The sequence below is a fragment of the Rhodovarius sp. genome, from assembly GCF_040399605.1.
Classification (GTDB): domain Bacteria; phylum Pseudomonadota; class Alphaproteobacteria; order Acetobacterales; family Acetobacteraceae; genus Rhodovarius; species Rhodovarius crocodyli_A.
Genome location: NZ_JBBARU010000028.1, coordinates 12686 through 35961 on the forward strand (window position 1 = coordinate 12686; position 23276 = coordinate 35961).

The 23276-nt window shown below is 68.0% G+C and carries 20 protein-coding genes; 13 read left to right on the forward strand and 7 right to left on the reverse strand.

Translation table 11 applies throughout. The annotated features are described in order from the left end of the window. Window positions 1-160: 160 nt before the first annotated feature. The 9 genes from ABWP84_RS09380 (at window position 161) to ABWP84_RS09420 (ending at window position 9546) form a co-directional block, all read left to right on the forward strand. Entirely contained in the window at window positions 161-1303 is a 1143-nt protein-coding gene (locus ABWP84_RS09380) for a M20/M25/M40 family metallo-hydrolase (RefSeq protein WP_353211761.1), read from the forward strand. 119 nt (window positions 1304-1422) lie between these two features. Further along, window positions 1423-2355: a lysophospholipid acyltransferase family protein gene (locus ABWP84_RS09385; RefSeq protein WP_353211762.1), complete on the forward strand. Its 933-nt coding sequence runs from the start codon at window positions 1423-1425 to the stop codon at window positions 2353-2355. Between the two features lie 112 nt (window positions 2356-2467). Continuing rightward, window positions 2468-3460, forward strand: a complete 993-nt coding sequence (locus ABWP84_RS09390; RefSeq protein WP_353211763.1) for a lysophospholipid acyltransferase family protein — start codon at window positions 2468-2470, stop codon at window positions 3458-3460. Between the two features lie 84 nt (window positions 3461-3544). Next, a complete protein-coding gene (gene miaB, locus ABWP84_RS09395; protein WP_353211764.1) occupies window positions 3545-4921 on the forward strand; it encodes a tRNA (N6-isopentenyl adenosine(37)-C2)-methylthiotransferase MiaB in 1377 nt (458 codons plus the stop codon). A 5-nt stretch (window positions 4922-4926) separates the two neighbouring features. After that, window positions 4927-5982, forward strand: coding sequence for a PhoH family protein (locus ABWP84_RS09400; RefSeq protein WP_353211780.1), 1056 nt, complete (start codon window positions 4927-4929; stop codon window positions 5980-5982). Continuing rightward, entirely contained in the window at window positions 5966-6451 is a 486-nt protein-coding gene (ybeY, locus tag ABWP84_RS09405) for an rRNA maturation RNase YbeY (RefSeq protein ID WP_353211765.1), read from the forward strand. The genes ABWP84_RS09400 and ybeY overlap by 17 nt, the downstream gene beginning before the upstream one ends. Continuing rightward, window positions 6448-7326, forward strand: coding sequence for a hemolysin family protein (locus ABWP84_RS09410; protein WP_353211766.1), 879 nt, complete (start codon window positions 6448-6450; stop codon window positions 7324-7326). The genes ybeY and ABWP84_RS09410 overlap by 4 nt, the downstream gene beginning before the upstream one ends. Window positions 7327-7412: 86 nt before the next feature. Next, window positions 7413-8924: an apolipoprotein N-acyltransferase gene (lnt, locus tag ABWP84_RS09415; RefSeq protein WP_353211767.1), complete on the forward strand. Its 1512-nt coding sequence runs from the start codon at window positions 7413-7415 to the stop codon at window positions 8922-8924. Between the two features lie 172 nt (window positions 8925-9096). Then, on the forward strand, window positions 9097-9546 hold the full coding sequence (locus ABWP84_RS09420; RefSeq protein ID WP_353211768.1) for a helix-turn-helix transcriptional regulator: 450 nt from the start codon (window positions 9097-9099) through the stop codon (window positions 9544-9546). Here ABWP84_RS09420 and ABWP84_RS09425 read toward each other — a convergent pair. The 4 genes from ABWP84_RS09425 to ABWP84_RS09440 all read right to left on the reverse strand — a co-directional run bounded on the left by ABWP84_RS09425 (window position 9530) and on the right by ABWP84_RS09440 (window position 18720). Further along, window positions 9530-12301: a glycosyltransferase gene (locus ABWP84_RS09425; protein WP_353211769.1), complete on the reverse strand. Its 2772-nt coding sequence runs from the start codon at window positions 12299-12301 to the stop codon at window positions 9530-9532. The two genes, ABWP84_RS09420 and ABWP84_RS09425, sit on opposite strands and share 17 nt — an antisense overlap. Further along, a complete protein-coding gene (locus tag ABWP84_RS09430; RefSeq protein WP_353211770.1) occupies window positions 12298-15891 on the reverse strand; it encodes a glycosyltransferase family 1 protein in 3594 nt (1197 codons plus the stop codon). The genes ABWP84_RS09425 and ABWP84_RS09430 overlap by 4 nt, the downstream gene beginning before the upstream one ends. Window positions 15892-16132: 241 nt before the next feature. Beyond that, entirely contained in the window at window positions 16133-17287 is a 1155-nt protein-coding gene (gene glcE, locus ABWP84_RS09435) for a glycolate oxidase subunit GlcE (RefSeq protein WP_353211771.1), read from the reverse strand. After that, window positions 17284-18720, reverse strand: coding sequence for an FAD-linked oxidase C-terminal domain-containing protein (locus ABWP84_RS09440; RefSeq protein WP_353211772.1), 1437 nt, complete (start codon window positions 18718-18720; stop codon window positions 17284-17286). The genes glcE and ABWP84_RS09440 overlap by 4 nt, the downstream gene beginning before the upstream one ends. Window positions 18721-18833: 113 nt before the next feature. Between ABWP84_RS09440 and ABWP84_RS09445 the strand changes: the two genes are divergently transcribed. From ABWP84_RS09445 to ABWP84_RS09460, 4 genes are read left to right on the forward strand one after another with little or no spacing between them, the layout of a single operon-like run. Continuing rightward, window positions 18834-19187, forward strand: coding sequence for a hypothetical protein (locus tag ABWP84_RS09445; RefSeq protein ID WP_353211773.1), 354 nt, complete (start codon window positions 18834-18836; stop codon window positions 19185-19187). A 31-nt stretch (window positions 19188-19218) separates the two neighbouring features. Continuing rightward, window positions 19219-20208, forward strand: a complete 990-nt coding sequence (locus ABWP84_RS09450; protein ID WP_353211774.1) for a tripartite tricarboxylate transporter substrate-binding protein — start codon at window positions 19219-19221, stop codon at window positions 20206-20208. Further along, on the forward strand, window positions 20205-21026 hold the full coding sequence (locus tag ABWP84_RS09455) for an NAD(P)-dependent oxidoreductase (RefSeq protein ID WP_353211775.1): 822 nt from the start codon (window positions 20205-20207) through the stop codon (window positions 21024-21026). The genes ABWP84_RS09450 and ABWP84_RS09455 overlap by 4 nt, the downstream gene beginning before the upstream one ends. Then, window positions 21023-21904: a hypothetical protein gene (locus ABWP84_RS09460; protein ID WP_353211776.1), complete on the forward strand. Its 882-nt coding sequence runs from the start codon at window positions 21023-21025 to the stop codon at window positions 21902-21904. Before ABWP84_RS09455 ends, ABWP84_RS09460 begins: the two co-directional genes overlap by 4 nt. A gap of 50 nt (window positions 21905-21954) precedes the next feature. Here ABWP84_RS09460 and ykgO read toward each other — a convergent pair whose 3' ends face one another. The 3 genes from ykgO to ABWP84_RS09475 all read right to left on the reverse strand — a co-directional run. After that, window positions 21955-22080, reverse strand: a complete 126-nt coding sequence (gene ykgO, locus ABWP84_RS09465) for a type B 50S ribosomal protein L36 (protein WP_213610077.1) — start codon at window positions 22078-22080, stop codon at window positions 21955-21957. 76 nt (window positions 22081-22156) lie between these two features. Then, entirely contained in the window at window positions 22157-22708 is a 552-nt protein-coding gene (locus ABWP84_RS09470; protein ID WP_353211777.1) for a GNAT family N-acetyltransferase, read from the reverse strand. Window positions 22709-22718: 10 nt separating this feature from the next. Next, window positions 22719-23276: sigma-70 family RNA polymerase sigma factor (locus tag ABWP84_RS09475; protein ID WP_353211778.1), on the reverse strand; the 558-nt coding region annotated here is incomplete at its 5' end.

Below are 23276 nucleotides of genomic sequence, written 5' to 3' on the forward strand. Positions count from 1 at the left end.
ACTTATAACGTGGGTTAAATATTATAAATGTTTAGAGTGGGCGTGAAGCTGAGGCTAAAAATAAACCAATCCATCAAAGCTCTGCGTGTGAGTGATTAAGGGAGCACAAAAAGATGCGGAGGGCTTGCCCGGTACTGCCCGCCTCCCCCAATCTCCCCCCATGCAAACTCCCGAATCCGCCCCCCTAGACCTCCCATTCGACCCAGAAACCATGCTGGCCGGCCTGCGCCACTGGGTTGAATGTGAATCCCCCACCTTTGATGCCGCCGCGGTAAACCGCATGATGGCCATCGCCGCGCGCGAATTCGCCGTGGCTGGCGCGGTGGTGGAAACCATCCCCGGCCGCATGGGCCTGGGCGATTGCGTCCGCGCCCGCTTCCCGCATCCCTCCAATGAGCCCGGCATTCTGGTGCTGGCGCATCTGGATACGGTGCACCCCATCGGCACGCTGGCGAATGGCCTGGCCTTCCGGCGTGAGGGCCAGAAGGCCTATGGCCCCGGCATTCAGGATATGAAGGGCGGCACCTATCTGGCGCTGGAGGCGATGCGGCAATTGCTGCGCGCGGGCCTGCCCACCTCCCGCCCCGTCACTTTCCTGCTCACCTCGGATGAGGAAATCGGCAGCCCTTCAACGCGGGATCTGATTGAGGCCGAGGCGTCGCGCCATGCCGTGGTGCTGGTGCCCGAGCCCGGCCGCCCGGATGGCGGCGTGGTGACGGGGCGTTATGCCATTGCGCGGTTCAATCTGCGCACCGCCGGAAGGCCGAGCCATGCCGGTGCGCGGCTGGGCGAGGGGCGCAGCGCCATTCGTGAAATGTGCAAGCAGATCATCGCCATCGAGGATATGACGACCGAGGCCTGCACCTTCTCCGTCGGTGTGCTGCATGGCGGGCAATGGGTGAATTGCGTGACGACGCATACCGATGCCGAGGCGCTGAGCATGGCCAAGCGGCAGGAGGATCTGGACGCGGCGGTGGAGAAGATGCTGGCGCTGCGCAGCACGTCCAATGATGTGTCGCTGGAGGTGCGCCGGGGCGTGACGCGGCCGGTGTGGGAGCCCGATGCGCGGGTGATGGCGCTGCATGGCCAGGCGAGCGTGATGGCGGCGAGGCTGGGTTTTGCGGTGCCGGCGCAAAGCTCGGGCGGTGGGTCGGATGGCAATTTTACGGGGGCCATGGGCATTCCCACGCTGGATGGGCTGGGGGTGATGGGCGCGCTGGCGCATACGCTGGAGGAGCATATTTTCATCGATAGCCTGGCCTATCGTGGGAAGTTGTTTGCGGGGTTGCTGCAGACGGTGTGAGGGGGGGCGGTTGCGTCGCCATTCTGCCATCAATCGGTCATGCAGGGTTCTTCGGACGGTCATTGCAAGGTCTTCGGGCGCGCGTTACCGGAGGGGCTGCAACACGCTGATCATATCGCATGACCGTACCGGCCCGCAAAAACACTGATTCCGCCAATCCCCGCCGGCTTTCGCGCAAGAAGCCGCTGCGGTTCACGCCGCGGCTGCCCGGGGCGATGTGGGCGGGGGTGATGGAGGACAGGCCCCTGGGTGGGCGGTTGCGCGCGGTGCGCCGGATTGCCGCCGCCCTGGTCTGGACCTTGTTGTGCATGCCGGTGCAGGCGCTGCTGCTGGTGGTGCCAGGGGGCGGGCGGGATCACTTTCCCAAGCTGTATTATCGGGTGCTGTGCTGGTTGATTGGCCTGAAATTGCAGGTGGTTGGCCGGACTGGGCCCGCTGCGCCGGGCGCAACGCTCTATATTTGCAATCACACCTCATGGCTGGATGTGCTGGCCTTGGGGGCGATTTTGGATGCGCGCTTCGTCGCCAAGGCGGAGGTGGGAACCTGGCCGCTATTTGGCTGGGTGGCCAAGTTGGGGCGCACGGTGTTTGTCAGCCGCAGCCGGGGGCGGACGGGTGATGAGGCGCGGGAGCTTTCTGCGCGGCTGCGGGCGGGGCAGAGCCTGATTTTGTTCCCCGAGGGCACGACGTCTGACGGGGCGCGGGTTTTGCCGTTTCGCAGCAGTTTCTTTTCGGTGGCGGGGGATGCGGCGCGGGTGCGGCCGCTCACCTTGGTGTATGACCGCGCGGGCGGGCTGCCGGCGGGGCGGCGGGACCGGCCTATCACCGCCTGGTATGGCGATATGGAGACGGCGAGCCATGCCTGGGCGCTGCTGCGGCGCAGTGGAACCCGCGCCACGGTGGTGCTGCATGAGGCGTTTGCGCCGGCTGATCTGCCCAATCGCAAGACCATGGCGGTGGAGGTGGGGCGCATAGTGTCGATGAGTGCGGCGGCGTTGCGGCAGAACCGCCCGGCGGTGGCGCTGGCGGCGCCGGTGCGTCGCTCATCCTGAGTTTTTGCTGTCGCAATAAGGTTGTTGATCCGTCATTGAGGCTTCTTCTGGGCGTCATGCTGCTGTCATGGAATCGCCGCTAGCAGCGGTGGTTCTTGGACGGATTGAGACAATGTCAGAAGCCATCATGCGCGGTATCACCCTGCCCAAGCCGCGCCGCCTTGCCCGCAAGGTGCCTTTGCCGCGGCGGGTGCCTGGCAGCGCGCGGCGGGGCGTGTTGGAGGATGGCCCGGCGGGTGGGCGGCTGCGGGCGGTGCTGCGGTTGGCCGGGGTTATCCTGGTCACCGCGCTGGCCATTGTGGTGCTGTTTCTGCTGACCGTTTTCCCTCGGCGGTTTCGCGCCTGGGCCATTCAGTGCTTTGCGCGGGTGCAGTGCTGGCTGGTGGGGGTGCGGCTGCAGGTGGTGGGCAAGCCGGCTGGCGGGCCTACGCTTTATGTCTCCAACCATTGCTCCTGGCTCGATATCCCGGTGCTGATGGCGCAGATGGATAGCCGCTTCGTCGCCAAGGCGGAACTCGCGCGCTGGCCGATATTTGGCCTTTTTGCCCGGCTGGGCGGCACCATCTTCGTCGGCCGCAAGCGCGCTGGCAGCGCCGATGATGCCCATGCCATGGCGGAGAGCCTGCGGGCTGGGCATGGGCTTGTGCTGTTTCCCGAGGGCACCACCTCGGATGGTGCGCGGGTGCTGCCCTTCCGCACCACTTTCTTTGCCGCGGCCGACCATGCCGCCCGGGTGCAGCCGGTGACCATCGTCTATGACCGGATGGGCTGGCTGCCGACCTGCCGGCGCGACCGGCCGGTCTTTGCCTGGTATGGCGATATGCAGCCCATGACGCATCTGTGGCGCCTGCTGCGCCGCCGGGGCGCGCGGGCCACGGTGGTGTTTCATGAGCCTTTCGCGCCCGAATTGCTGCCCGACCGGGAGCAATTGGCGGCCGAGGCGGCGCGCATCATCGCCACCTCCGCCGCCACGCTGCGGCAGAACCGCCCGGCGGTGCCGCTGCCCGCCCCTATTGTGGCGACACCGTTCCGTAACTTGACCGACGCGACGGCGGCGGGCCAGGGTGAGCCTCGATATCCCATCATGAGGTTAGCCGCCGCTTGAACATCTCTGCCCGTCGCCGCATGTGCTACAGAATCGCTGGAATGCGATGCTGGGAGCATTTTTCTCTATGACGACACGCCGGGTATGAGCACGGGCGACACCAAGGGCACGAAGCGGCTGCTGATCCGCACCTGGGGCTGCCAGATGAATGTGTATGACAGCGAGCGCATGGCCGAGGTGCTGGCGCCGCTGGGCTTCTCTGCCACCGAAAGCCCTGAGGATGCCGATATGGTGATCCTCAACACATGCCATATCCGCGAGAAGGCGGCGGAGAAGCTCTATTCTGAGCTCGGCCGGCTGCGCGTGGTGAAGGATGCCCGTGCCGAATCGGGCCATGCCACCGTGCTGGCGGTGGCCGGCTGCGTGGCGCAGGCCGAGGGGGCCGAGATTGCCCGCCGCGCGCCCCATGTCGATTTGGTGCTGGGGCCGCAGACCATCCATCGCCTGCCGGAAATGGTGGCGCGGGCCAGCCGCGCGGGTGGGTTGGTGCTGGACACTGATTTTCCGGAAGAATCCAAATTCGACCATTTGCCGGCACATCGCCCGGCCCAGGGTGTGACCGCCTTCCTCACCGTGCAGGAGGGCTGCGACAAATTCTGCGCCTTTTGCGTGGTGCCCTATACCCGCGGTGCCGAAGCTTCCCGCCCGGCTGCCGCCGTGCTGGCCGAGGCGCGCGGGCTGGTGGCGCAGGGCACGCGGGAGATCACCCTGCTGGGGCAGAATGTGAACGCCTATCATGGCGAGGGTGCGGGTACGCTGGCGGCGCTGTTGTACCAACTGGCTGAGATTCCGGGCATTGCCCGGCTGCGCTACATGACCTCCCATCCCCGCGACATGGATGATGCGCTGATCGCCGCCCATGGTGACCTGCCGCAGCTCATGCCCATGCTGCATCTGCCGGTGCAAAGCGGTGCCGATGGCGTGCTGGCGGCGATGAATCGCGGCCATACCGCCGATGATTTCCGCCGCATCGTGGACCGGCTGCGCGCCGCACGGCCGGATCTGGCATTCAGTTCGGACTTTATTGTCGGCCATCCTGGCGAGAGTGATGCCGACCATGCCGCCACCCTGGCCCTGGTGCGCGAGATCGGCTTTGCCAGCGCCTACACCTTCAAATACTCGCCCCGGCCCGGCACGCCGGCGGCCCGGGCGCCCTACCAGGTGCCCGAGGCGGTGAAGGATGCGCGGCTGCGGGAATTGCAGGCGCTGATGGTGGAACAGCAACTGGCCTTCAACAATTCGCGTATCGGCGCCCAATTCGAAGTGCTGATCACCGGCCCCGGGCGGCATCCCGGGCAAATTGCCGGCCGCTCGCCCTGGCTACAGGCGGTGCATGCCGAAGGCCCGGAGACACTGACCGGGCAGGTCGTGCGGGTGGAGGCCATCGCTGCCTCCGCCAATTCACTCCATTGCGTCCTCAAGGAACCCCAGCAACACCCATCGGAGCAACACGCCGCTTGAACACGATCCTGGCTGCCCGCCACCCTTCGCCCTCCGGCCCGCCCTCCAGCGAGAGCAGGTCGGTCACCCTCCAATTCGACGATAACGCGCTGCTGGCGCAGCTTTTTGGCGAATTCGACAGGCATCTCAGCCTGCTGGAGAAACAGGCGGGGGTGCGCCTGTCATCCCGCGGCAACCGGTTGACCATTTCAGGCAATGCCGAGCGCACTCAGGTGGCCGAGGAGGCGCTGCGCAGCTTGTGGCATGGGTTGGAGCGCGGCCATGGCTGCACCATCGCGCTGGTGGAGGCGGCGATCCGCATGGCCCAAGGGGCAGTGGAGGGCGAGGCCGAGCCCCGCCTGCCGCTGCGTGACCTGCCGCAGATTCGCACCCGCAAGGGCGCCATCGCGCCGCGCAGCCCGGCCCAGGCGGCCTATATGGAAATTCTCTCGAAGCATGAGATCAGCTTCGGCCTCGGCCCTGCCGGCACCGGCAAGACCTATCTGGCGGTGGCCCAGGGCGTCGCCCTGCTGCTGACCGGCCAGGTGGAGCGCATCGTGCTCAGCCGCCCGGCGGTGGAGGCCGGCGAGAGGCTGGGCTTTCTGCCCGGCGACATGAAGGAGAAGGTGGACCCCTATCTCCGTCCGCTCTATGACGCGCTGAACGACATGCTCCCTGGAGACCAATTGGCACGCCGGATGACCGCCGGCGAAATCGAGATCGCACCCCTCGCTTTTATGCGTGGGCGCACGCTTGCCCATTGCTTTGCCATTCTCGATGAGGCGCAGAACACCACGCCGGCGCAGATGAAGATGTTTCTCACCCGTCTGGGTGAGGGCAGCCGTATGGTCGTCACCGGCGACCCCAGCCAGATCGACCTGCCGCCGGGGCAGCCCTCGGGCCTGGTGGAGGCGGCGCGGATTTTGGAGCATGTGCCGGGCATTGGCTTCATGCGTTTTTCCGATACCGATGTGGTGCGCCACCCGCTGGTGGGGCGCATTGTCGCTGCCTATAGCCGTGCGGAGGCCGAAACGGCGCCGCGCAAACGCAACTGGAACGGAGCCGATGCCGGACCGAAGTAGCCTTTCGGAGGGTCGATCTAGGCCCTTCATTGATGTCGTCATTGCCGCACCTGGATGGCGCGGGTTTTTGCCGGAACGATGGGTTGAACGCGCCGTGCTGGCCGCCTGTGAGGGGGGAGCCTCGGGGCCTATCACCGTGCTGTTGGCCGATGATCGCACGCTCAAGGCGCTGAACACCCTCCATCGCGGCAAGGAAAAGCCCACCAATGTGCTGAGCTTTCCTGGCCATGTTGCCGGTTCGGGCGATATTGCGATCTCGTTGCAGACCGTGCGGCGGGAGGCCCGGGCGGAGGGACGCCACCCGCGCGCCCATGCTGCCCATCTGGTGGCGCATGGCACTTTGCATCTGCTGGGCCATGATCACCTGGAGGCTGGCGAGGCGCGGCGGATGGAGCAGGCCGAGGCCCGCGCCATGCACCGGCTGCGCCTGCCCAACCCCTGGGGCCCCGGACGAGGCCGCGCGGCATGAGCGAGCATGCCGAAAAACCCTGGCTGAGCCGGATCACCGGCCGGTTGCGCCGCCGCCCGCATGAATCGGTGCGCGACCGGATGGAGGAGCTGATCGAGCGCCCCACCGACACCACCCCCGCCGATGCGCCCGAACTGGATTTGGCCGAGCGCGCGCTGCTGACCAATGTGCTGAAGCTGCGCGGTATCACGGCTGTGGATGTGATGATCCCGCGCGCTGATATTGTGGCGCTGCGCGATAATTTGACGCTGGATGAGGCGCTGGCTGAGATTCAGCGCGAGGGGCATTCGCGCTACCCGGTCTATGGCAGCCAGCTCGATGACATCCAGGGCATGGTGCATATCAAGGATATCATCGCCGCCATCGGCCGGGCCGAGCCGTTTTCCATGCGCGCCATTCTGCGCAAGCCGCTGCTCGTGGTGCCCTCGGTGGCCGTGCTGGACCTGCTGCTGCGGATGCGCGAGGCGCGGATGCATCTGGCGCTGGTGGTGGATGAATATGGCGGTATCGACGGGCTGGTGACGATTGAGGATCTGGTCGAGACCATTGTGGGCGACATCGCCGATGAGCATGATGAGGTGAATGCCCCGCGCATGGTGGAGCGCCCGGATGGCAGCCTCGATCTCGACGCCCGCACCCCGGTGGAGGAGTTCGAGGCCCGGATGGGCCAGGTGCTGACCGAGGAGGAGCGCGGCGCCGATATCGACACCATGGGGGGGCTGGTTTTTACCCTGGCGGGGCGGGTGCCGGCGCGGGGTGAATTGGTGAGCCATGTCTCGGGGCTGGAGTTTCGGGTGCTGGATTCCGATAGCCGACGCATCCGCAAGCTGCGGGTGCGCCGGCCCCTGCCTGGTGGCAAGGCCGCGGCGGAATAGGTGCTGACACATGGGCGAGGTTGCGCCGGCCTGGATGCCGGGTTAGCCCCGGTGGTGTGAAAACTCTTCTTGCCCGCCTGCAAAATATGACCCGCCACCCGGCTGTTGCGGCGCTGGGGCTGGGGGCGGCGAGCGCGCTGGCGCTGCCGCCGGTGCATGCTGTGCCGGTGCTGTTGGTCACGCTGCCGGCGTTTTTGGGGTTGTTGGGGGCGGCGAAGAACGCACGGGCGGCCTTGGTGCTGGGGCTGGGTTTTGGCTGGGGGCATCATATCCTCGGCACCTATTGGGTCACCCATGCGCTGTTCACTGATCTGGCGCGGTGGTGGTGGCTGGTGCCAGTGGCGGCGCCGGGGTTAGCGGTGCCGCTGGCGGTGTTCAGCCTGCTGCCGGCGCTGGCGGCGTGGGGGGCGCCGGCGGGATGGCGGCGGGTGCTGGCCTTCTCCGGCGCCTGGGTGCTGGCTGAGATGCTGCGCGGGGTGATCTTCACCGGCTTTCCGTGGAATTTGCTCGGCACGGTCTGGGCGTTTTCCGCCCTGCCGCTGCAGCCGGCGGCGCTGGTGGGGGTGCATGGGCTGTCGCTGCTGACGGTGTTGATCGCCTGTCTGCCGGCGCTGCGGAGTTGGCGCTGGGGGGCGCTGGGGGTGGTGGTGCTGGCCGGGTGGATGGGGTTTGGGGCGTGGCGGCTGGCCGATGCGGAGCCGGCGCTGGAGGAGACCCGGCTGATCCTGGTGCAGGGCAATGTGGCGCAGGACCTGAAATGGCAGGAGGATCAGCGCCTGCCGATCTTCCAGCGCTACCTGCGGCTGACCGAGGAGGCCGGGCGCGCGGCGCATGAGGCCCACCCCCATGCGCGTATCGTGGTGATCTGGCCTGAGACTGCGAGCCCCTTTCTGCTGGCGCAGGATGAGCAGGCACGCCGCGCCATTGCCGCAGCCCTGCCGCCTAATGCAGTGCTGCTGGCCGGCACGGTTCGGGCGGATTGGGGGGCGGATGGGCGGCTGGCGCGGGTTTATAATTCCCTGGTGGGGGTGGGGCCGGATGGGGGGCTGCTGACGGTTTTTGACAAGGCGCATCTGGTGCCCTTTGGCGAATACATGCCGCTGGGCGGGCTGCTGCCCATTCGGATGGTGACGGGGGGGATGGATTTCACCCCGGGCCCTGGGCCGGTTTCGATCAGCCTGCCGGGGATACCGGCCTTCAGCCCGCTGATCTGCTATGAGGTGATTTTTCCGGGGCAGGTGGTGGGGGCCGAGCGCCCGGCCTGGCTGCTGAATGTGACCAATGACGCCTGGTTTGGGCATTCCGCCGGGCCTTATCAGCATCTGGCCAGTGCCAGGTTGCGGGCGGTGGAGGAGGGCCTGCCGATGGTGCGGGTGGCGCAGACCGGGATTTCGGCGGTGTTTGACGCGCGCGGGCGGGCGCTTGGCCGCCTGGGCCTGGGTGGCACTGGCAGCCTCACGGCCTGGCTGCCGCCGGTGGCGGTGCCCACGATCTTCTCCTGGCTAGGCCTTCTGATTCCTGGTTTTTTTGCGATGATTGCCCTGTTGGCGAGCAAATTTTGGCGAGGTCACTACAAATCTATGCAAGAGCAAAATTAAATTTGAGACTTCTCAAAAACATTGACGTCTTCCTCCCCATAGCTTAACAAAATCGCAACGGGCAAAATGCCGAACTTCATTTGAGGACAGGCTGACAGGGCGCGAGAGCCAGCACTTGTATCCTCTCAGACAGTGGTTCGGCACCACGAAGCGGGAGCGTATGGATCGAGCGATGCCCAGCGGGGATACTATCGAGCGGAACGATAAGGAGCATCGGCCCAGCCCGATTGACGTTCACGTCGGCGGGCGGGTGAGGCTGCGTCGCACCTTGCTTGGCATGAGCCAGGAACGTCTGGGTGAGGCGCTGGGGCTGACCTTTCAGCAGGTTCAGAAATATGAGCGCGGGGCAAACCGGATTGGTGCCTCGCGGCTTTTCGACCTCGCGCGCGTGTTGGATGTGCCCATTGGGTTCTTCTTTGACGATATGTCCGATGCCATGGGCGGCTCGATGGCGGTGACAAGGCGCGTGGCCGGTTTCGCCGAAACCCAGGATGGGTTTGAGGATGATACCCTGCATCGCCGCGAAACCCTGGAATTGGTGCGCGCCTATTACCGCATTAACGATCCTGCGGTGCGCAAGCGCGTTTTTGACCTGATCAAGAGCCTCACGCCGAGCGAATAAGGGCTGGGTCTGGCGGGGCCGCAATCCTGCCGGCGGATATCACCACATCGCCGGGCTGCAGCCGCAGCACCCCATCAGCCGCGGCCGGGCGGCCCAGGCCCAGCGCCTTGGCGAGGCCTGCATGGTCGCTCAGCCAAACCCCATCCTGCAGCCGTGCTGGTTCCGGCCGCAGGCCTTCGTGGTAATCCTGGAAATCCTCCCGCCGCCAGCCTCCATCGGCGGTGATAAAGGCGCGGCCCTGCTGCGGCAGAGGGAAGCTTTGCGCCAGGGCCTGGCCGAGTGCCATGGCCTGATGCTGCGGCAGGGGGGGCAGGCGCGCGGCCTCGGCCAGGACTGCCAGGGCTGGGGCGGCCGCATGCGCGGCCTCGATCACCGCGCGATAGTGCTGGGCGATCATCGCCGGGCTGAGCTGCTCGGCCACGAAGCGCTGCCCGGCCTCGCCCAGGGCGCGCCGCCGGGCCGGGGCGGTGGCCAGGCTTGCGATGGCCTGGGTGAGCGCTGCATCGGGGAAATCCTCCGCCAGCCGCAGCGCCGCCGCTGCGGGCAATTCGGCCATGCTGCCCTTGGCATTGACGATGCAGGCGAGCCCGGCGGCGAGGGTATCGATCACCGCGCCGCTGGTTTCGCCCTGATGGCGGCCGCGCAATTGCACGGCGATATCGGCCGCTGCCAGCCAATCCTCATAGGCGGCGCGGGCCAGCCCGCCGGTCAGCCGGATGGGCCGGTTGCTGGGCTGCCCGCCCATGCTCAGCCCTTGGGCCTGGGCCGCGGCTTGCATGGCGCTTTCCAGCCCTTGCTGCACCGCGCCCACGAAGGCCAGCACGGCATCTGGCGGCAGACTGGCCCTGCCGAAGGCTTCGATCAGCCGCAGCGGCAGCTTCTTCGGCACGCAGGCGCCAAAGCTCGCCACCACGAGCTGGTCCTCTGTCAGGCCCAGCCGGGCCCGTGCCGCCGCGCGCGCGGGTAGGGCCAGGGGGCGGCGCAAATGCGCCACCACATGTATATTGCTGAGCGGGTCCGCGCCATGGGCGCTGCGCAGCATCTCCCGCGCGGCCTCGGAATGCACGATGGTGGCGAGGCTGCCCGCCATCACCTCGGCCGACATGGTCAGCGAGCCTGCGACCGCATCGGCATCACCCTCCAGCGCTGCCAGCAGCGCCGGGTAGCCGTGATTGGTGTAGATTGAGGCCAGCAGGGCGGCTTCTGGGTTGGCTTCGGATTGCGCCGCCCAGCGCCGGTATTCCGGCATGGCGACATCATGCAGCACCGCCACCGCCGGGCGCAGCGGCACCAGCCCCTGATGCTGGAAATGATGCAGCGCGCCATTGCCCAATTGGTGCAGCAGCCGCGCCGTGGCATGCGGTGCGGCTGCCAGGGCGGCGGGTGGCATCCAGGCAAAGCCGGCGGCGATGCCTTCCATCGGCCGGCTCTCGCTGACCAGGGTGATGCGGTAATGCGCCGCCAGCGCGGGCAGCAATTCGGCGGTGTAATCGGCGATGCCGCTGGCTTGGGGCGGCAGGGGGCTGGTGACCACGAGTGGCGGCAGGGCGGGGCGCGGCGGGCCGGCCCAGCCTTCCATTGCCGCCCAGCCGCGCCGGGCGCTGTCCAGCCAGCTATGCCGCGCGGCCTGGCCGGGCCCCCAGCGGCGCAGGGCCTGGGCCAGGGCGGCATCGCCCAGCACCAGGGCCATCACCCGCGCCATATCAGTGATATCGAGCGGGTCGAACAGCACATCCTGCCGGCCCGCCAACTCCGGCAGGGCGCCGGCATGGCTGGCGGCGAAGGGCGCGCCTGCCGCCATCGCCTCGGCCAGCGGCAGGCCGAAGCCCTCGGCCAGGGAGGGCAGCACGAAGAGCGCGGCATGGGCGTAGAGTGCCGGCAGCGCCGCATCCTCCACCTTACCCAGATGCAGGATCATGCCCTCGGCCAGCCCTGCCTCGCGCGCCAGGCGCTGCAGATGCTCGGCCGGGATGGTGCCGGTGACGACCAGGCGCAGCCCATCGCGCAGGCTGGGCGGCAGCAGGCCGATGGCGGCGATCAGCCTTGCCTCGTTCTTGCGGATGTCATTGAGGCCGAGGCAGAGGATATAGCGGCCCGTGACCGGGGCTGGCCCCGTTTGGGGAGCGAAGAATGGCGCGGCTACACCGCCGCCCACCCGCACCAATTGCCCGGGCGCCATGTCGAGATGCGCCAGCCCCTCCTGCCGGGTTGCTTCGGAATTGCACAGCAGCCCGTCCATGCCGCGCAATTCCAGCAATTGGCGCATATACCAGGGCACCAGCCCGGCATCGCGCCAGGGGCCCTCCAGATATTCGGCGCGGCGGGTGAGGGGGATGAGGTCATGCAGCGTGGCCACATGGCGCGGCCGGGGCAGGGCGGCCGGCCAATTGGTGACCAACTGGTCGTTCCAGCCTTCAAAGACGCTGCCCAGATGCACCATGTCCGGCGCCAGGGCGAGAATGGCCTGGGCGCGGATATGCTCGGCCAATTGGCGCAGCGGATGATGCGGCTCGGCCCCCGCCGCGCAGCCTTCCGGCGGGGTGAAGTGGTGGATATGGCCGGCCCCCAGCAGGGGGGTGAATTCCGCCTCCAGCAGGGCGGCGGATTCGGACTGCGCGGCATTGAGCAGCAGCAGCACCTCGTGGTGTTCGCCGCGCGTGGCTGCCAGTGCCCGGGCGAATTCGAGCGAATAGCGCCCCAGACCGGAATGGCGGCTGCTGCCCTGGGCGCCTTGCAGGTCGAGCAGCAGCCTCATGCCACCCGCCCCTGGCCGCTGCCATGGCTGGCGGCCAGGGCCCAGATCTGTTGCGGGGCTGCGGGCTGTGGCGCCCCGGGGGCAGAGGCAGGGACAGAGGCCGGGGCAGGTGCGGGGGCCATGGGAGGAGCCAGGGCGGCGGGCGGGTCATCGGCGAAGCGCAGCGCGGCCTGGGCCAGCGCATCCCAATCCGCAAGCTGCCATTGCGGGCCTGTCATGCGGATATCCTGCGCAATGACACGGGCGGCCTGGGCCTCGGGCAGCAGCATGGCGGCGATGGCCTGGGCGGTGGCGCGGCTATCCAGCGGGTCCAGCCCATCGGCCTCGGCCACACCCAGGCAGGGGCGGCGGGCCTGGGCGGCGGCCAGGGCCAGTGCTGGCCAACTGCCATCGGTGGCGGTGGCCAGCAGGCATTGCGCGCCGGCGATCAGCGCGGGCAGCGGGCCCAGCCCTTCCACCCCGGCCATGCCGATGGCCGGTAGCGGGCCATCAAGGCCGAGCAGGGCCGGCAGGTTGGGCTGGGAGGCACGCAGCAGCATCCAGGCCTCTTGCAGCCAGGGTGGCGCGCCATCGGCGATGATGTAGCGCCCCGGGGGCGCTTCGCCCGCCATGCTCTGGGGCAGCAGCGGAGGGGGCATGGGCAGGGTGGCGCGCCCGATATCGGCCAGGGCTGGGGCCGCCGCGCCGGCCGGCATGGCCAGCAGCAGCGCATCGAAGCTGGCATGCTCATGCAGCGCTGCCACCAAATCCGCGGCGACGCGATGGGGCGTGGTCAGTGCCATGGGCTCGGCCAGCACCAGGCTGACCCGGGCGCCGCGGGCGCGTGCCTGGGCCAGCACCGCCTGTGAGGGGCCCACCCCCAGCACCAGCACCCTATCCCCGGGGCCGGCTGTGATGCTCTCCAGCCTGCCGGCCAGTTCCGCCAGCATCTGGCGCTGGTGGTCGGGCGTGGCGGTCAGCAGCCCATGGGCGAGGCGTTGCGGCAGGCCCTGCAAGCCGCCCTGCATTTGGTCGATCACCGCGAAGCGCAGCCCGGCCTGCGGCTGGCGGGCCAAGGATTGGGCCAAGGATTGGGCGAGGCCCAGGCGCCATTGCCGGGCGGCCCAACTGCCCCGGCTCAGCCCATGGCCGAGGATGGGCGCTGGCGGCGCGCCGGGTGGCGGGGCCAAGACGGCGGAGATGTCGATGATGGTGCCTGGCCCTTCCGGCAACGTGGCGGGAAGGGCGCGCGCCTGGGCATGGGCGAGCATGGTGGGCGCGTCTGGCTCGCCCAGAGCAGCGGCCTGGCTGAGGCTTTCGATGGCGCTGGCATGCTCGCCGGCCATGCTGCGCATATTGCCCAATTGCACCAGGATAGCCGTGGCCTGCGGCCTGCGTTGCAGATAGGCGGCGTAGAGGCGGGCCGCTTCTGCCCAATGGCCGCCATCACGCGCCAGATTGGCCTGTTTGCGCAGCCGCCATGCCGGGGTGGGGAAGGTAAGGCGTGGCAGGCGGCGGCGGGGGATTGCGCTGGCTTGGGGGGCTGGCGGTGCCTCGGCCATGGGCGCGGGGGGCGGCGCTTCCTCCGGGGGGGGCTCCGGTTGGGCCGGGGCAGGTGCCTCGGCTGCGGTGATGGTGATGCGCTGCAAGGCGATGCAGAGCTGGCGCATATCGGCACCATGCTGCTCGCCCGGGCGTTCGAGCTGCAGGTGCAGCCGCAGCATGGCGCTGCCATCCAAAGCGCCGCTGACGCTGATCTCGAAGGGGCCATGCTGCGGCACGGTGTGGCGCGCGGGCGAACCGCCCTCGATCTGCAGCGTGACTGTATTGTCCATCGGCCAGCCGGGGGTGGAGAGCAGCAGGGTCACCGTCACGGTGCTGCCCGGCGCGGCATCGGTTTCGGCGAGAAGCTGGGCGAAGCGGCCGCGCATCCAGGTGCCGCCGGCCTCGCAAGGGAACCAGCCGCTCGCCAGCGACACCGCCTGGGACAGGGTGAGGCTTGCGCCCTGGGCATCCTCGCCCTGGCTGGCTACTGCAATGCCGATGCTGCTCTGCTGCCCCAAGGCCAGAAGCAGCGGGGTGGCGGGCGGTGCGGCCTGGCGGGGGGGCAATGCCTGCAGCCTTGCTGTTTCGTCCAGCAGGTGGCGGGTGACTTCGGGCCATTGGCGGGGGGTGAATTCGGCCATGATGCGCGCCTGCATGGCGGCGAGTGCCGGGCGGTTGTGCAGCCAGGCGCGGATGGCGGTGATCCATGCCGGCACGTCCAGCGGGTCGGCATAGGTGACGAGGTCACCACCCACTTCAGGCAGGGCTGCGGTATTGGCGGCGATGCAGGCGCGGCCGAAGGACAGGCTTTCACCCACCGCCAGGCCCCAGCCCTCGGCAAAGCTGGGCATGAGGGTGAAGAGGCAGCCGCGATAGACCGCCTCCAGTGCGGCATCCGACAGGCCATGGACGATCATGATACGGCCATTGAGATAGCGCGTGGCATCAAGCTGGCCGATGAGGTCGCCCACCCGCCAGCCCGGCCTTCCCACCAGCACCAGCGGTGGCGGGTTGTCGCCCTCCTCGATCATCCGCGCCCAGGCGTGGAAGAGAAGCTGGTGGTTTTTGCGCGCCTCGATGGTGGAGACGGCCAGGATATAGTCGCGCCCCTCCAGATCGCCCAGCGCTGCCGGCCAGTCACGCAGCCAGCCCGGCCGGGGCGGGCGCTCCAGGCCGAAGCTATGCGCCAGCGGGATGGGCACGGTTTCAATCGCCGGATAGCCGCGCTGGGCGGCGATCCGGCGGAAGGCGCTTGCGGAATATTCCGAGATGGCGAAGGCGAAATCCCAAAAGAACAGCCCCTCATTGAGGCTTTGGTTGAAAAAGGATGTGGTGTCGGTGGTGGTGAATTGCGGGTGGCTGGCGGGGAACATGTCGTAGATCAGCACGCCCAACCGCACGCCTTGCGCGCGCAGCGAGGCATAAAAGCCCGGCGCGCCGGCGAAGAACCAATGCGCGCCGAGCACCACGAAGGCGGCGCCGCTGCGGGGCGTGACGCGCAGGGCCGCGCTGCGCAGCTGCTCGACCAAGGGCCGGGCCAGCGCCACATCGCGCCTGGTGCCGGTGCAATAGGCCAGCAGGGCCTGCATATCCGCCGGCCGTGGGGCGAAGAGCGTGCCATGGGCGAGGGCTGGAAAGACGGCGATGCAATTCCCCCCGCGCGGCCCCGCCCGGCCCTGCAACATGGCGGCGAGAATGCCCAACTGCACCCGCTGGATGCCGGAGATATTGCCGGTCTCATGCAGGAATTGCAGCAGGTCCTGGATATCGAGCAGGATGGAGGCGGGGTGTGGTTCGGGTGGGGGGCGCTGGGGGGTGATCTCCAGGATGCGGGCCTCCTCGGCAATGCCGAAGCTGTCCTCCAGTGCTGCGGCGCGCAGCAGGGCCTCATTCGCGCCATCGCCATAGCCGGCCATGCGCTGCCAATGCGCGGCGGTGAGGAGGAAGGCGGGCTCCTCCGGCCATTCTGCGCGATTCGTCTCGATGATGCGCATGGAAGCGGCCCAATCCCGCCGCTGTGCGGCATGGCTGGCGGCGGTGAACCAATCAGGGCTGGGTGCGCTCATGCCGCGCGGCGGTTCTGGCCGGTGGGGGTGGCGTGGGCGCCGTGCCGATATGTCGAGGTCATGCTGACCGTATCCGAGCGTTCATGCTGCGATGTTCATATCACAGCATAAATTTTTTCGGAATATGCGAGCGTATGGGCGTTATTCAGCGGGCTGCGCCACGGCCCTGCCATTGAGGTGAGAGAGTTTTGAAGCCTTGCGGCTGCGCAAGGCGGCTCGAGCAATGCGGGACGACAAAAAACTAGAGGCGAATGCGTCCTGGATTGAGAATCCCTTCCGGGTCCATCACCGCCTTCACCCGGGCCGCGATGGCCGCCAGCGGCGCGGGTTCGGCCGGCACGACCGGCACGGCGGAGCGCAAGCCATCCGGTGCGCGGAACAGGGTGAAGCTGCCGGCCTGGGCGGCGGCCATGACGGTGGCATGCGCCGCCTCGGTGGCCGGGCCGGCCACCCAGATCAGCCCACCGCCCCAATCGAGCATCAGCCGAAACCCGGCAAGGGCGGCGCAGGCGGAAGGCGCGGCGCTGGGCGGCAGGGAGAGGCGCCACACCGCCTCATCCGGCGTGGCGCCCAGGGCCGTGGCGTCGCGCACCGCCCGCCAGGTGGCGAGGCCCTGCTCAGCGTCCAGCTGCCGGGCGGCGCCGAGTGGTGCCAGATCCTCGCGCAGCCGCGCCATGCGATAGGCCACGCTCTCGGTGAAATCCTCCAGCCGCAGCAGCGCGGTGATGGCGCTGCCTTGCAGCAGAATGGCTGCGCCCGAGACGCCATAGGGTGAGCCCAGCCCGGCGCTGAGCACCCGGATGCCGGCGGCGATATCGGCGACATCCACCGCCAGGGTGGCGCTTTCCTCCGGCTGGGGCAGGACTTTGAAGGTGATTTCCGTCAGCACACCCAGCGTGCCGTGGCTGCCGCATAGCAGCTTGCACAGGTCAAGCCCGGTGACGTTTTTCAGCACCCGCCCGCCGGAGCGAAACACCTCGCCATCGCCGCGCACGGCGCGGATGCCCAGCACATGGTCGCGCATCGCCCCCCAGGTGATGCGGCGGGGGCCTGAGAGGTTGCTGGCGGTGATGCCGCCCAGGCTTGGCCCTTCGGTGGCGCCGAACAGCGCGCGGAAATCCGGCGGTTCGGCGATGATCTGCTGGCCCTTTTCGGCCAGCGCGGCCTCGATCTCGGCGATTGGCGTGCCGGCGCGGGCGGAGATCACCAATTCGGATGGTTTGTAGAGGGTGATGCCGGTCAAAAGCCGGGTGGAGAGGCTGCGCGCGGCCTGCACCGGGCGCAGCATGGCGCGCTTGGTGCCGCGGCCCTCGATGGCGAGGGGTTCGCGCGCGGCATGGGCGGCGGTGATGGCGGCGACCACGCCGGCCTCATCGGTGGGGAGCAGGGTGTTCATGCGAAGGCCGGATTGCCTTCGAGCGGGAAGACCTTGGCCGGGTTGAGCAGCCAATCTGCATCAAAGGCGGTCTTGATGGCGCGTTGGATATTCAATTCGCCCGGGGTGAATTGCGCCGTCATCAGGTCGCGCTTTTCGATGCCCACGCCATGCTCGCCGGTCAGGCAGCCGCCCACTTCGACGCAGAGCAGCAAAATCTCTGCGCCGAGTTTTTCCGCCCGGGCGAAGCTGTCAGGGTCATTGGCATCGAACATGATCAGCGGGTGCAGATTGCCATCACCGGCATGGAAGACATTGGCGACTTTCAGCCCATGCTTATCCGACAATTCGGTGATGCGGCCGAGCACATGGGGCAATTCGCCGGTGGGGATGGTGCCATCCATGCAGAGGTAATCGGGGCTGATGCGGCCCACCGCGCCGAAGGCGCCCTTGCGGCCCTTCCAGATCGCCAGGGATTGCTCGGGGCTTTCGGCCACCTTCATCGAGATGGGGTTGAATTGCGCGCAGATGGCGCGGATGCGGTCGAGCAGCGCGTCCTGCTCGGCCACCGAGCCTTCGACCTCGATGATCAGCATCGCTTCGGCATCGAGCGGATAGCCGGCATGGGCGAAGGCCTCGCAGGCATGGATGCAGGGGCGGTCCATGAATTCGAGCGCGACGGGGATGATGCCTGAGCCGATTATGGCATCGACCGCCTGGCCGGCGACGGGGATGGAATCGAAGGCGGCGAGCATGGCCCGCGCACCTTCGGGGCCGCGCAGGATGCGCACCGTGACTTCGGTGACCATGCCGAGTTGGCCTTCGGAGCCGGTGATGAGGCCGAGCCAATCATAGCCGGCGGCATCGAGGTGGCGGCCGCCGATATCGATCACTTCGCCCTCGATGGTGACGAATTTCAGCCCGAGCAGGTTATTGGCCGTCACGCCATATTTCAGGCAATGCGCGCCGCCGGAATTCATCATCACATTGCCGCCGATCATGCAGGCCAATTGGCTGGAGGGATCGGGCGCGTAGAAGAACCCATCGGCGGAGACGGCATTGGTGATGCCGATATTGGTCACGCCCGCCTGCACCACGGCCAGGCGGTCAGCATAATCGACCTCCAGGATGGCGTTCATTCGCATCAGCCCGACCACCACCGCATCGGCCAGCGGCAGGGCGCCGCCGGAGAGGGAGGTGCCGGCGCCGCGGGGGATCACCCGCACGCCGTTCTGGTGGCAAAAGCGCAGCACCGCCGCCACCTCTTCCGTCGTGCGCGGTAGGGCGACGGCGAGCGGCATTTGCCGATAGGAGGGCAGGCCATCGGTCTCATAGGGCTTCATGCGGATGGTTTCGGTGATCAGCCCATCCGCCGGCAGCAGCGCGGCCAGGCCGGCGATGATCTCGGGGCGGCGGGCCATCACATCGGCTTTGGGGTCTGGCAGGCGGATCATGGGCGGGTGTCCCGGTTGCGGCTTTGGCCGAAGATGTTCTCTGCCACGGCTTGCGACAAGGCTGGCCAATGCTAGAATCGCCTGCCAGCCCAACCAAGGCCAAGGGACCACCCATGAAATCGATCGTCGTGACCGCCATTGCCATGCTGGCCCTGGCCTTGCCGGCCCAGGCCCAGCGCAATGGCAGCTATACTGTGGATGGCGCGGATATGGCCGGGGCGAAGTACCAGGGCACGGTGCAGTTACAATCCACCGGGCAGCAGACCTGGCGCGTGACCTGGCGCATTGCCGGCGATACCACGAATGGCGTGGGCGTGCTTTCCAATGGTGTGCTGGCGGTGGCCTATACCCAGGGGCGCGAACTGGGTGCTGTGGCCTATGTGGTGAATGCCGATGGCAGTCTCTCCGGCCGTTTCACCCAGGGCCGCGAGGGCGGCGTGGGAACTGAGCGCTGGTTGCCGCGTTGAGCGAGGAACCTCAAGCGCCCCGGTGCGAGTCGTGAGCCGCGCCACCCTCATCCCCGGCCGCCGCGCCTGGCTGGCCGGTGCTGGCGCGGTTCTGGCCATGCCAGCCCTCGCCCAGCCGGCATGGCGGCCGGACCAACCCATCCGCCTCTTGGCCGGCTTCGCCCCGGGCGGGGCGGTAGATACCGTGGCGCGGCTATTGGCGCAGGCCATGGGGCCGCTGCTGGGGCAGCAGGTGCTGGTGGAAAACCGCCCCGGTGCCGGCGCCAATCTCGCCGCCGAGGCCGTGGCGCGCAGCGCCCCCAATGGGTTGACCCTGCTGATGGGCGCCTTTGCCCATGGCGTGAACCCGTCGCTGATGCGGCTGAACTATGACCCGCTGAGTGACCTCGCACCCATCACCCAGGTTTCGATGGTGCCCACGCTCATGCTCTCCTCGCCCCAGGCGCCCTTTGCCAGCGTGGCCGAGGCCCTGGCCTATGCCCGGGCGCATCCCGGCCGGCTGACCTATGCCTCTGGTGGGGTGGGCACGACGAGCCATCTGGCACCCGAGATGCTGGCGCATCTGGCCGGGGTTCGCTTCACCCATGTGCCCTATCGCGGTGGTTCGCCGGCGATGCAGGCGGTGCTGGCGGGCGATGTGATGATGTTCTTCGACAATCCGCAGCCCGCCACCCGTGGCGCGGTGGAGGAGGGCAAGCTGCGTGGCCTGGCGGTGATGCAGGATAGGCGGCTGGCGGATTACCCGGCGGTGCCCGCCATTGCCGAGGCTGGGCTGGGCGGGGAACTCACCGTGCAGTCCTGGCATGGTGTTTTCGCCCGTGGCGGCACCCCCGCCCCGGTGATTGCGGCGCTGCATGGCGCCATCACCGCCGCCATTGCCGAGCCCACCACCCGCGCGCGTATCGAGGCGCTGTCGATCACTTTGGTGGGCAGTGCGCCTTCGGCTTTTGGCGATTTTTATGCCAGCGAGATCATCCGCTGGGCGGGTGTGGTGCGCGCGGCGGGCATCCGCGCCGAATGAGCCTGCACCGCCCGGTGCTGCTGACCGGCGCTTCGGGCCGGCTGGGGCATGGGTTGGCGGCGCGGCTGGCGGCGGCGGGGGTGGTGCTGCGGCTGACGGACCGCCATGCCTTCCCCGGGGCCCTGCCGCCCGGCGCCAGCTTCACCCAGCAGGATCTGGGCGATGCGGCGGCTATCGCTGAACTGGCTTTGGGGTGTGGCACCATTCTGCATTTTGGCGGCGTGCCGAATGAGGGGCCGGGCTTTGAGAGCATTCTCGATGCCAATCTGCGCGGTTGTTTTCACGTCTATGAGGCGGCGCGGGCGGCGGGAGCGCGGGTGGTTTTTGCCTCCTCCAACCATGCTTTTGGCTTTCATCCCCGCCCGGGCGAGGCCGCCGCGAGGCTGGAGGCTGATTGCGCCTATCGGCCGGACACATTTTATGGCCTGTCGAAGGTCTATGGCGAGCAGATGGGCCGGCTTTATTGGGACAAGCATGCGGTGGAGAGCGTGCAGTTGCGCATTGGCTCCTGCACCGCCACGCCGCAGGATGCCCGGGCGCTGGCCACCTGGTTCTCGCATGAAGATCTGGCCCGGTTCTGCCTGGCGGCGATTGCCGCACCGCGCACGGGGTGGGCGGTGATTTGGGGCGCCTCGGCCAATCCGGCCAGCTTTTGGGGTGGCGATGACCGCGCGCTGCTGGGCTGGGAGCCGCAGGACAGCGCCGAGGCCTGGCGGGCGGAGATCGAGGGGCGGGTCAGCGCTGACCCGCTGGTGGAGCGTTTTCAGGGCGGCGCCTTTTGCGCCCTGGATTGGCCGCCGGGGCGGGGGCGCGGTTGATCACTGAACTGGCCCAGGGGGCGGCGCGGGCCCGGCTGGCACCGCATCTCGGCGGGCGGGTGACCGCGCTCAGCCTCGCCGCGCCCGGGCGGGAAGCGGTGGAATTGCTGCTGCCCTTCCCCGAGGATACGAGCGAATTGCTGCATTGGCCCAAGGGGGGGATTTACCCGCTGGTGCCCTATTCCGGCCGCATCCGCGATGGGCGGCTGCGCGGGGAGGGGGGCGAGGTGGCGCTGCGGCCGCATCCTGATGCCGCGCCGCATACGCTGCATGGCCCGGCGCATCGGCGGGGCTGGGAATTGCGCGCGGTGACGGGCTGCACCGCCCGCATGGTGCATGACCACCCTGGCGATGATGAATGGCCTTGGGCCTTGCGCGCCGACCTGGCGGTGGCGCTGCCCGCGCCGGATTGCTGCAGGCTGGAATTGCGGCTGGAAAACACCGCGGGCATCCGGGCGCCGGCCGGGCTGGGCCTGCACCCCTATCTGACCGCGCCTGACGGCAGCGGCCTGGGCCTCTCGGCGGCGAGGGAGTGGAAGCTGGATGCCGCGGTGCTGCCCGAGGCGACGGCGCCGGCCATGCCGGGTGTTGCGTGGGATGGCGCGGTGGCGGGGCCGGTGACGCGGCAATTGAGCGACTGGGGTGGGCAGGCGGTTCTGCGGCTGCCGGGGCAGGGCATATTGACGCTGCAAGCGAGCCCAGGGCTGGGCCATCTCGTGCTGCATAGGCCCGCGGGAGTGGATTGGCTGTGCCTGGAGCCGGCGAGCCATGTGGTGGATGGCTTCAACCTGCACGCGCTGGGTGTTGCGGGCACCGGGGGCCTCTGGCTGGAGCCTGGCGCGGTGATGTGCGCCTGGATGACGCTCACCCTGGCCTGAACGAAAAAGGGAGGCTCACGCCCCCCCGCAACGCCGCGAGCCGCGAAGGCTCAGCCCTGGCGGGCTTTGAAGCGCGGGTTCTTCTTGTTCAGCACGTAGAGCCGGCCGCGGCGGCGGACGACAACGCAGTTTTTGTCCCGCAGCTTGGCGGATTTGAGGCTGTTACGGATCTTCATCGGAAAAACCTGATCGAGATGGGGCCCGAGACGGGCCATATGGGAGGGGGGTGATTACAAACCGCCGGACCTGCCGTCAACCCAGCAAGAGGTGCTGCGGGATACGAAGGCCGAGAGAAACCGGCAAAGGCCATTCCTCCCGCACGGTGCGCAGCTTGCGAAAGCCGGCCTTGAGGTAATTGGGCAGGGCGCGCGGGTGGTCGGCCGTGCATGTGTTCACCATCAGGGCGGTGCAGCGGCCTTGCCAGGCGGTAAAGATGGCGTGGTGCAGCAGGGCATAGCCCAGGCCCCTGCCCAGCGCCCAGGGCAGCAGGCCGAAATAGGAAAGGTTGACCAGCGGTGCGTGGCCACGGTCGAGTTCATAAAACCCGGCCGGTTCGCCCTTGACCATGAGCACATGAATGTCGGTGCCTGGCGCATCGAGCACGGCGCGCAACTCGCGCTCGCTGAGCGTCCGGCGCAGCCACCAGCAATAATCCTGGCCGACAGTGTCGTAGAGGAAGCGGTAATAGGCCGAGGAGCAGCGCGGCACGCTCACCACCGAGGCCTCGGCGGGCAGGGCGGGCACCACGCCCAGCACCGGCCTGTCCATCCGCAGGAAGGTGACGTCGACGCCGATAATCTGCACGGCTTGCACGCTATTGCTCGAGGAAGCTACGCAGTTTGCGCGAGCGGCTGGGGTGCTTGAGTTTGCGCAGCGCCTTGGCCTCGATCTGGCGAATACGCTCGCGGGTGACGTTGAATTGCTGGCCGACCTCTTCGAGCGTGTGGTCGGTGTTCATGCCGATACCAAAGCGCATGCGCAGCACGCGCTCCTCACGCGGGGTAAGGGAGGAGAGCACCTTCGTCGTTTGTTCGCGCAGATTGGTTTGAATTGCCGCGTCGAGTGGGATGATGGCGTTCTTATCCTCGATGAAGTCGCCCAGATGGCTGTCTTCCTCATCGCCGATGGGGGTTTCCAGCGAGATCGGCTCCTTGGCGATCTTGAGCACCTTGCGGACTTTTTCCAGCGGCATGCCGAGCTTTTCGGCCAGTTCTTCGGGCTGCGGCTCGCGGCCGATCTCGTGCAGCATCTGCCGGCTGGTGCGGACCAGCTTGTTGATCGTCTCGATCATATGCACCGGGATGCGGATGGTGCGCGCCTGGTCGGCGATGGAGCGGGTGATGGCCTGGCGGATCCACCAGGTGGCGTAGGT

Coding starts and splice junctions, on each gene's coding strand:
- ABWP84_RS09380 (WP_353211761.1), top strand. CDS start 161: ATGCAAACTCCCGAATCCGCCCCCCTAGACCTCCCATTCGACCCAGAA.
- ABWP84_RS09385 (WP_353211762.1), top strand. CDS start 1,423: ATGACCGTACCGGCCCGCAAAAACACTGATTCCGCCAATCCCCGCCGG.
- ABWP84_RS09390 (WP_353211763.1), top strand. CDS start 2,468: ATGTCAGAAGCCATCATGCGCGGTATCACCCTGCCCAAGCCGCGCCGC.
- miaB (WP_353211764.1), top strand. CDS start 3,545: ATGAGCACGGGCGACACCAAGGGCACGAAGCGGCTGCTGATCCGCACC.
- ybeY (WP_353211765.1), top strand. CDS start 5,966: ATGCCGGACCGAAGTAGCCTTTCGGAGGGTCGATCTAGGCCCTTCATT.
- ABWP84_RS09410 (WP_353211766.1), top strand. CDS start 6,448: ATGAGCGAGCATGCCGAAAAACCCTGGCTGAGCCGGATCACCGGCCGG.
- lnt (WP_353211767.1), top strand. CDS start 7,413: ATGACCCGCCACCCGGCTGTTGCGGCGCTGGGGCTGGGGGCGGCGAGC.
- ABWP84_RS09420 (WP_353211768.1), top strand. CDS start 9,097: ATGCCCAGCGGGGATACTATCGAGCGGAACGATAAGGAGCATCGGCCC.
- ABWP84_RS09425 (WP_353211769.1), bottom strand. CDS start 12,301: ATGAGGCTGCTGCTCGACCTGCAAGGCGCCCAGGGCAGCAGCCGCCAT.
- ABWP84_RS09430 (WP_353211770.1), bottom strand. CDS start 15,891: ATGAGCGCACCCAGCCCTGATTGGTTCACCGCCGCCAGCCATGCCGCA.
- glcE (WP_353211771.1), bottom strand. CDS start 17,287: ATGAACACCCTGCTCCCCACCGATGAGGCCGGCGTGGTCGCCGCCATC.
- ABWP84_RS09440 (WP_353211772.1), bottom strand. CDS start 18,720: ATGATCCGCCTGCCAGACCCCAAAGCCGATGTGATGGCCCGCCGCCCC.
- ABWP84_RS09445 (WP_353211773.1), top strand. CDS start 18,834: ATGAAATCGATCGTCGTGACCGCCATTGCCATGCTGGCCCTGGCCTTG.
- ABWP84_RS09455 (WP_353211775.1), top strand. CDS start 20,205: ATGAGCCTGCACCGCCCGGTGCTGCTGACCGGCGCTTCGGGCCGGCTG.
- ykgO (WP_213610077.1), bottom strand. CDS start 22,080: ATGAAGATCCGTAACAGCCTCAAATCCGCCAAGCTGCGGGACAAAAAC.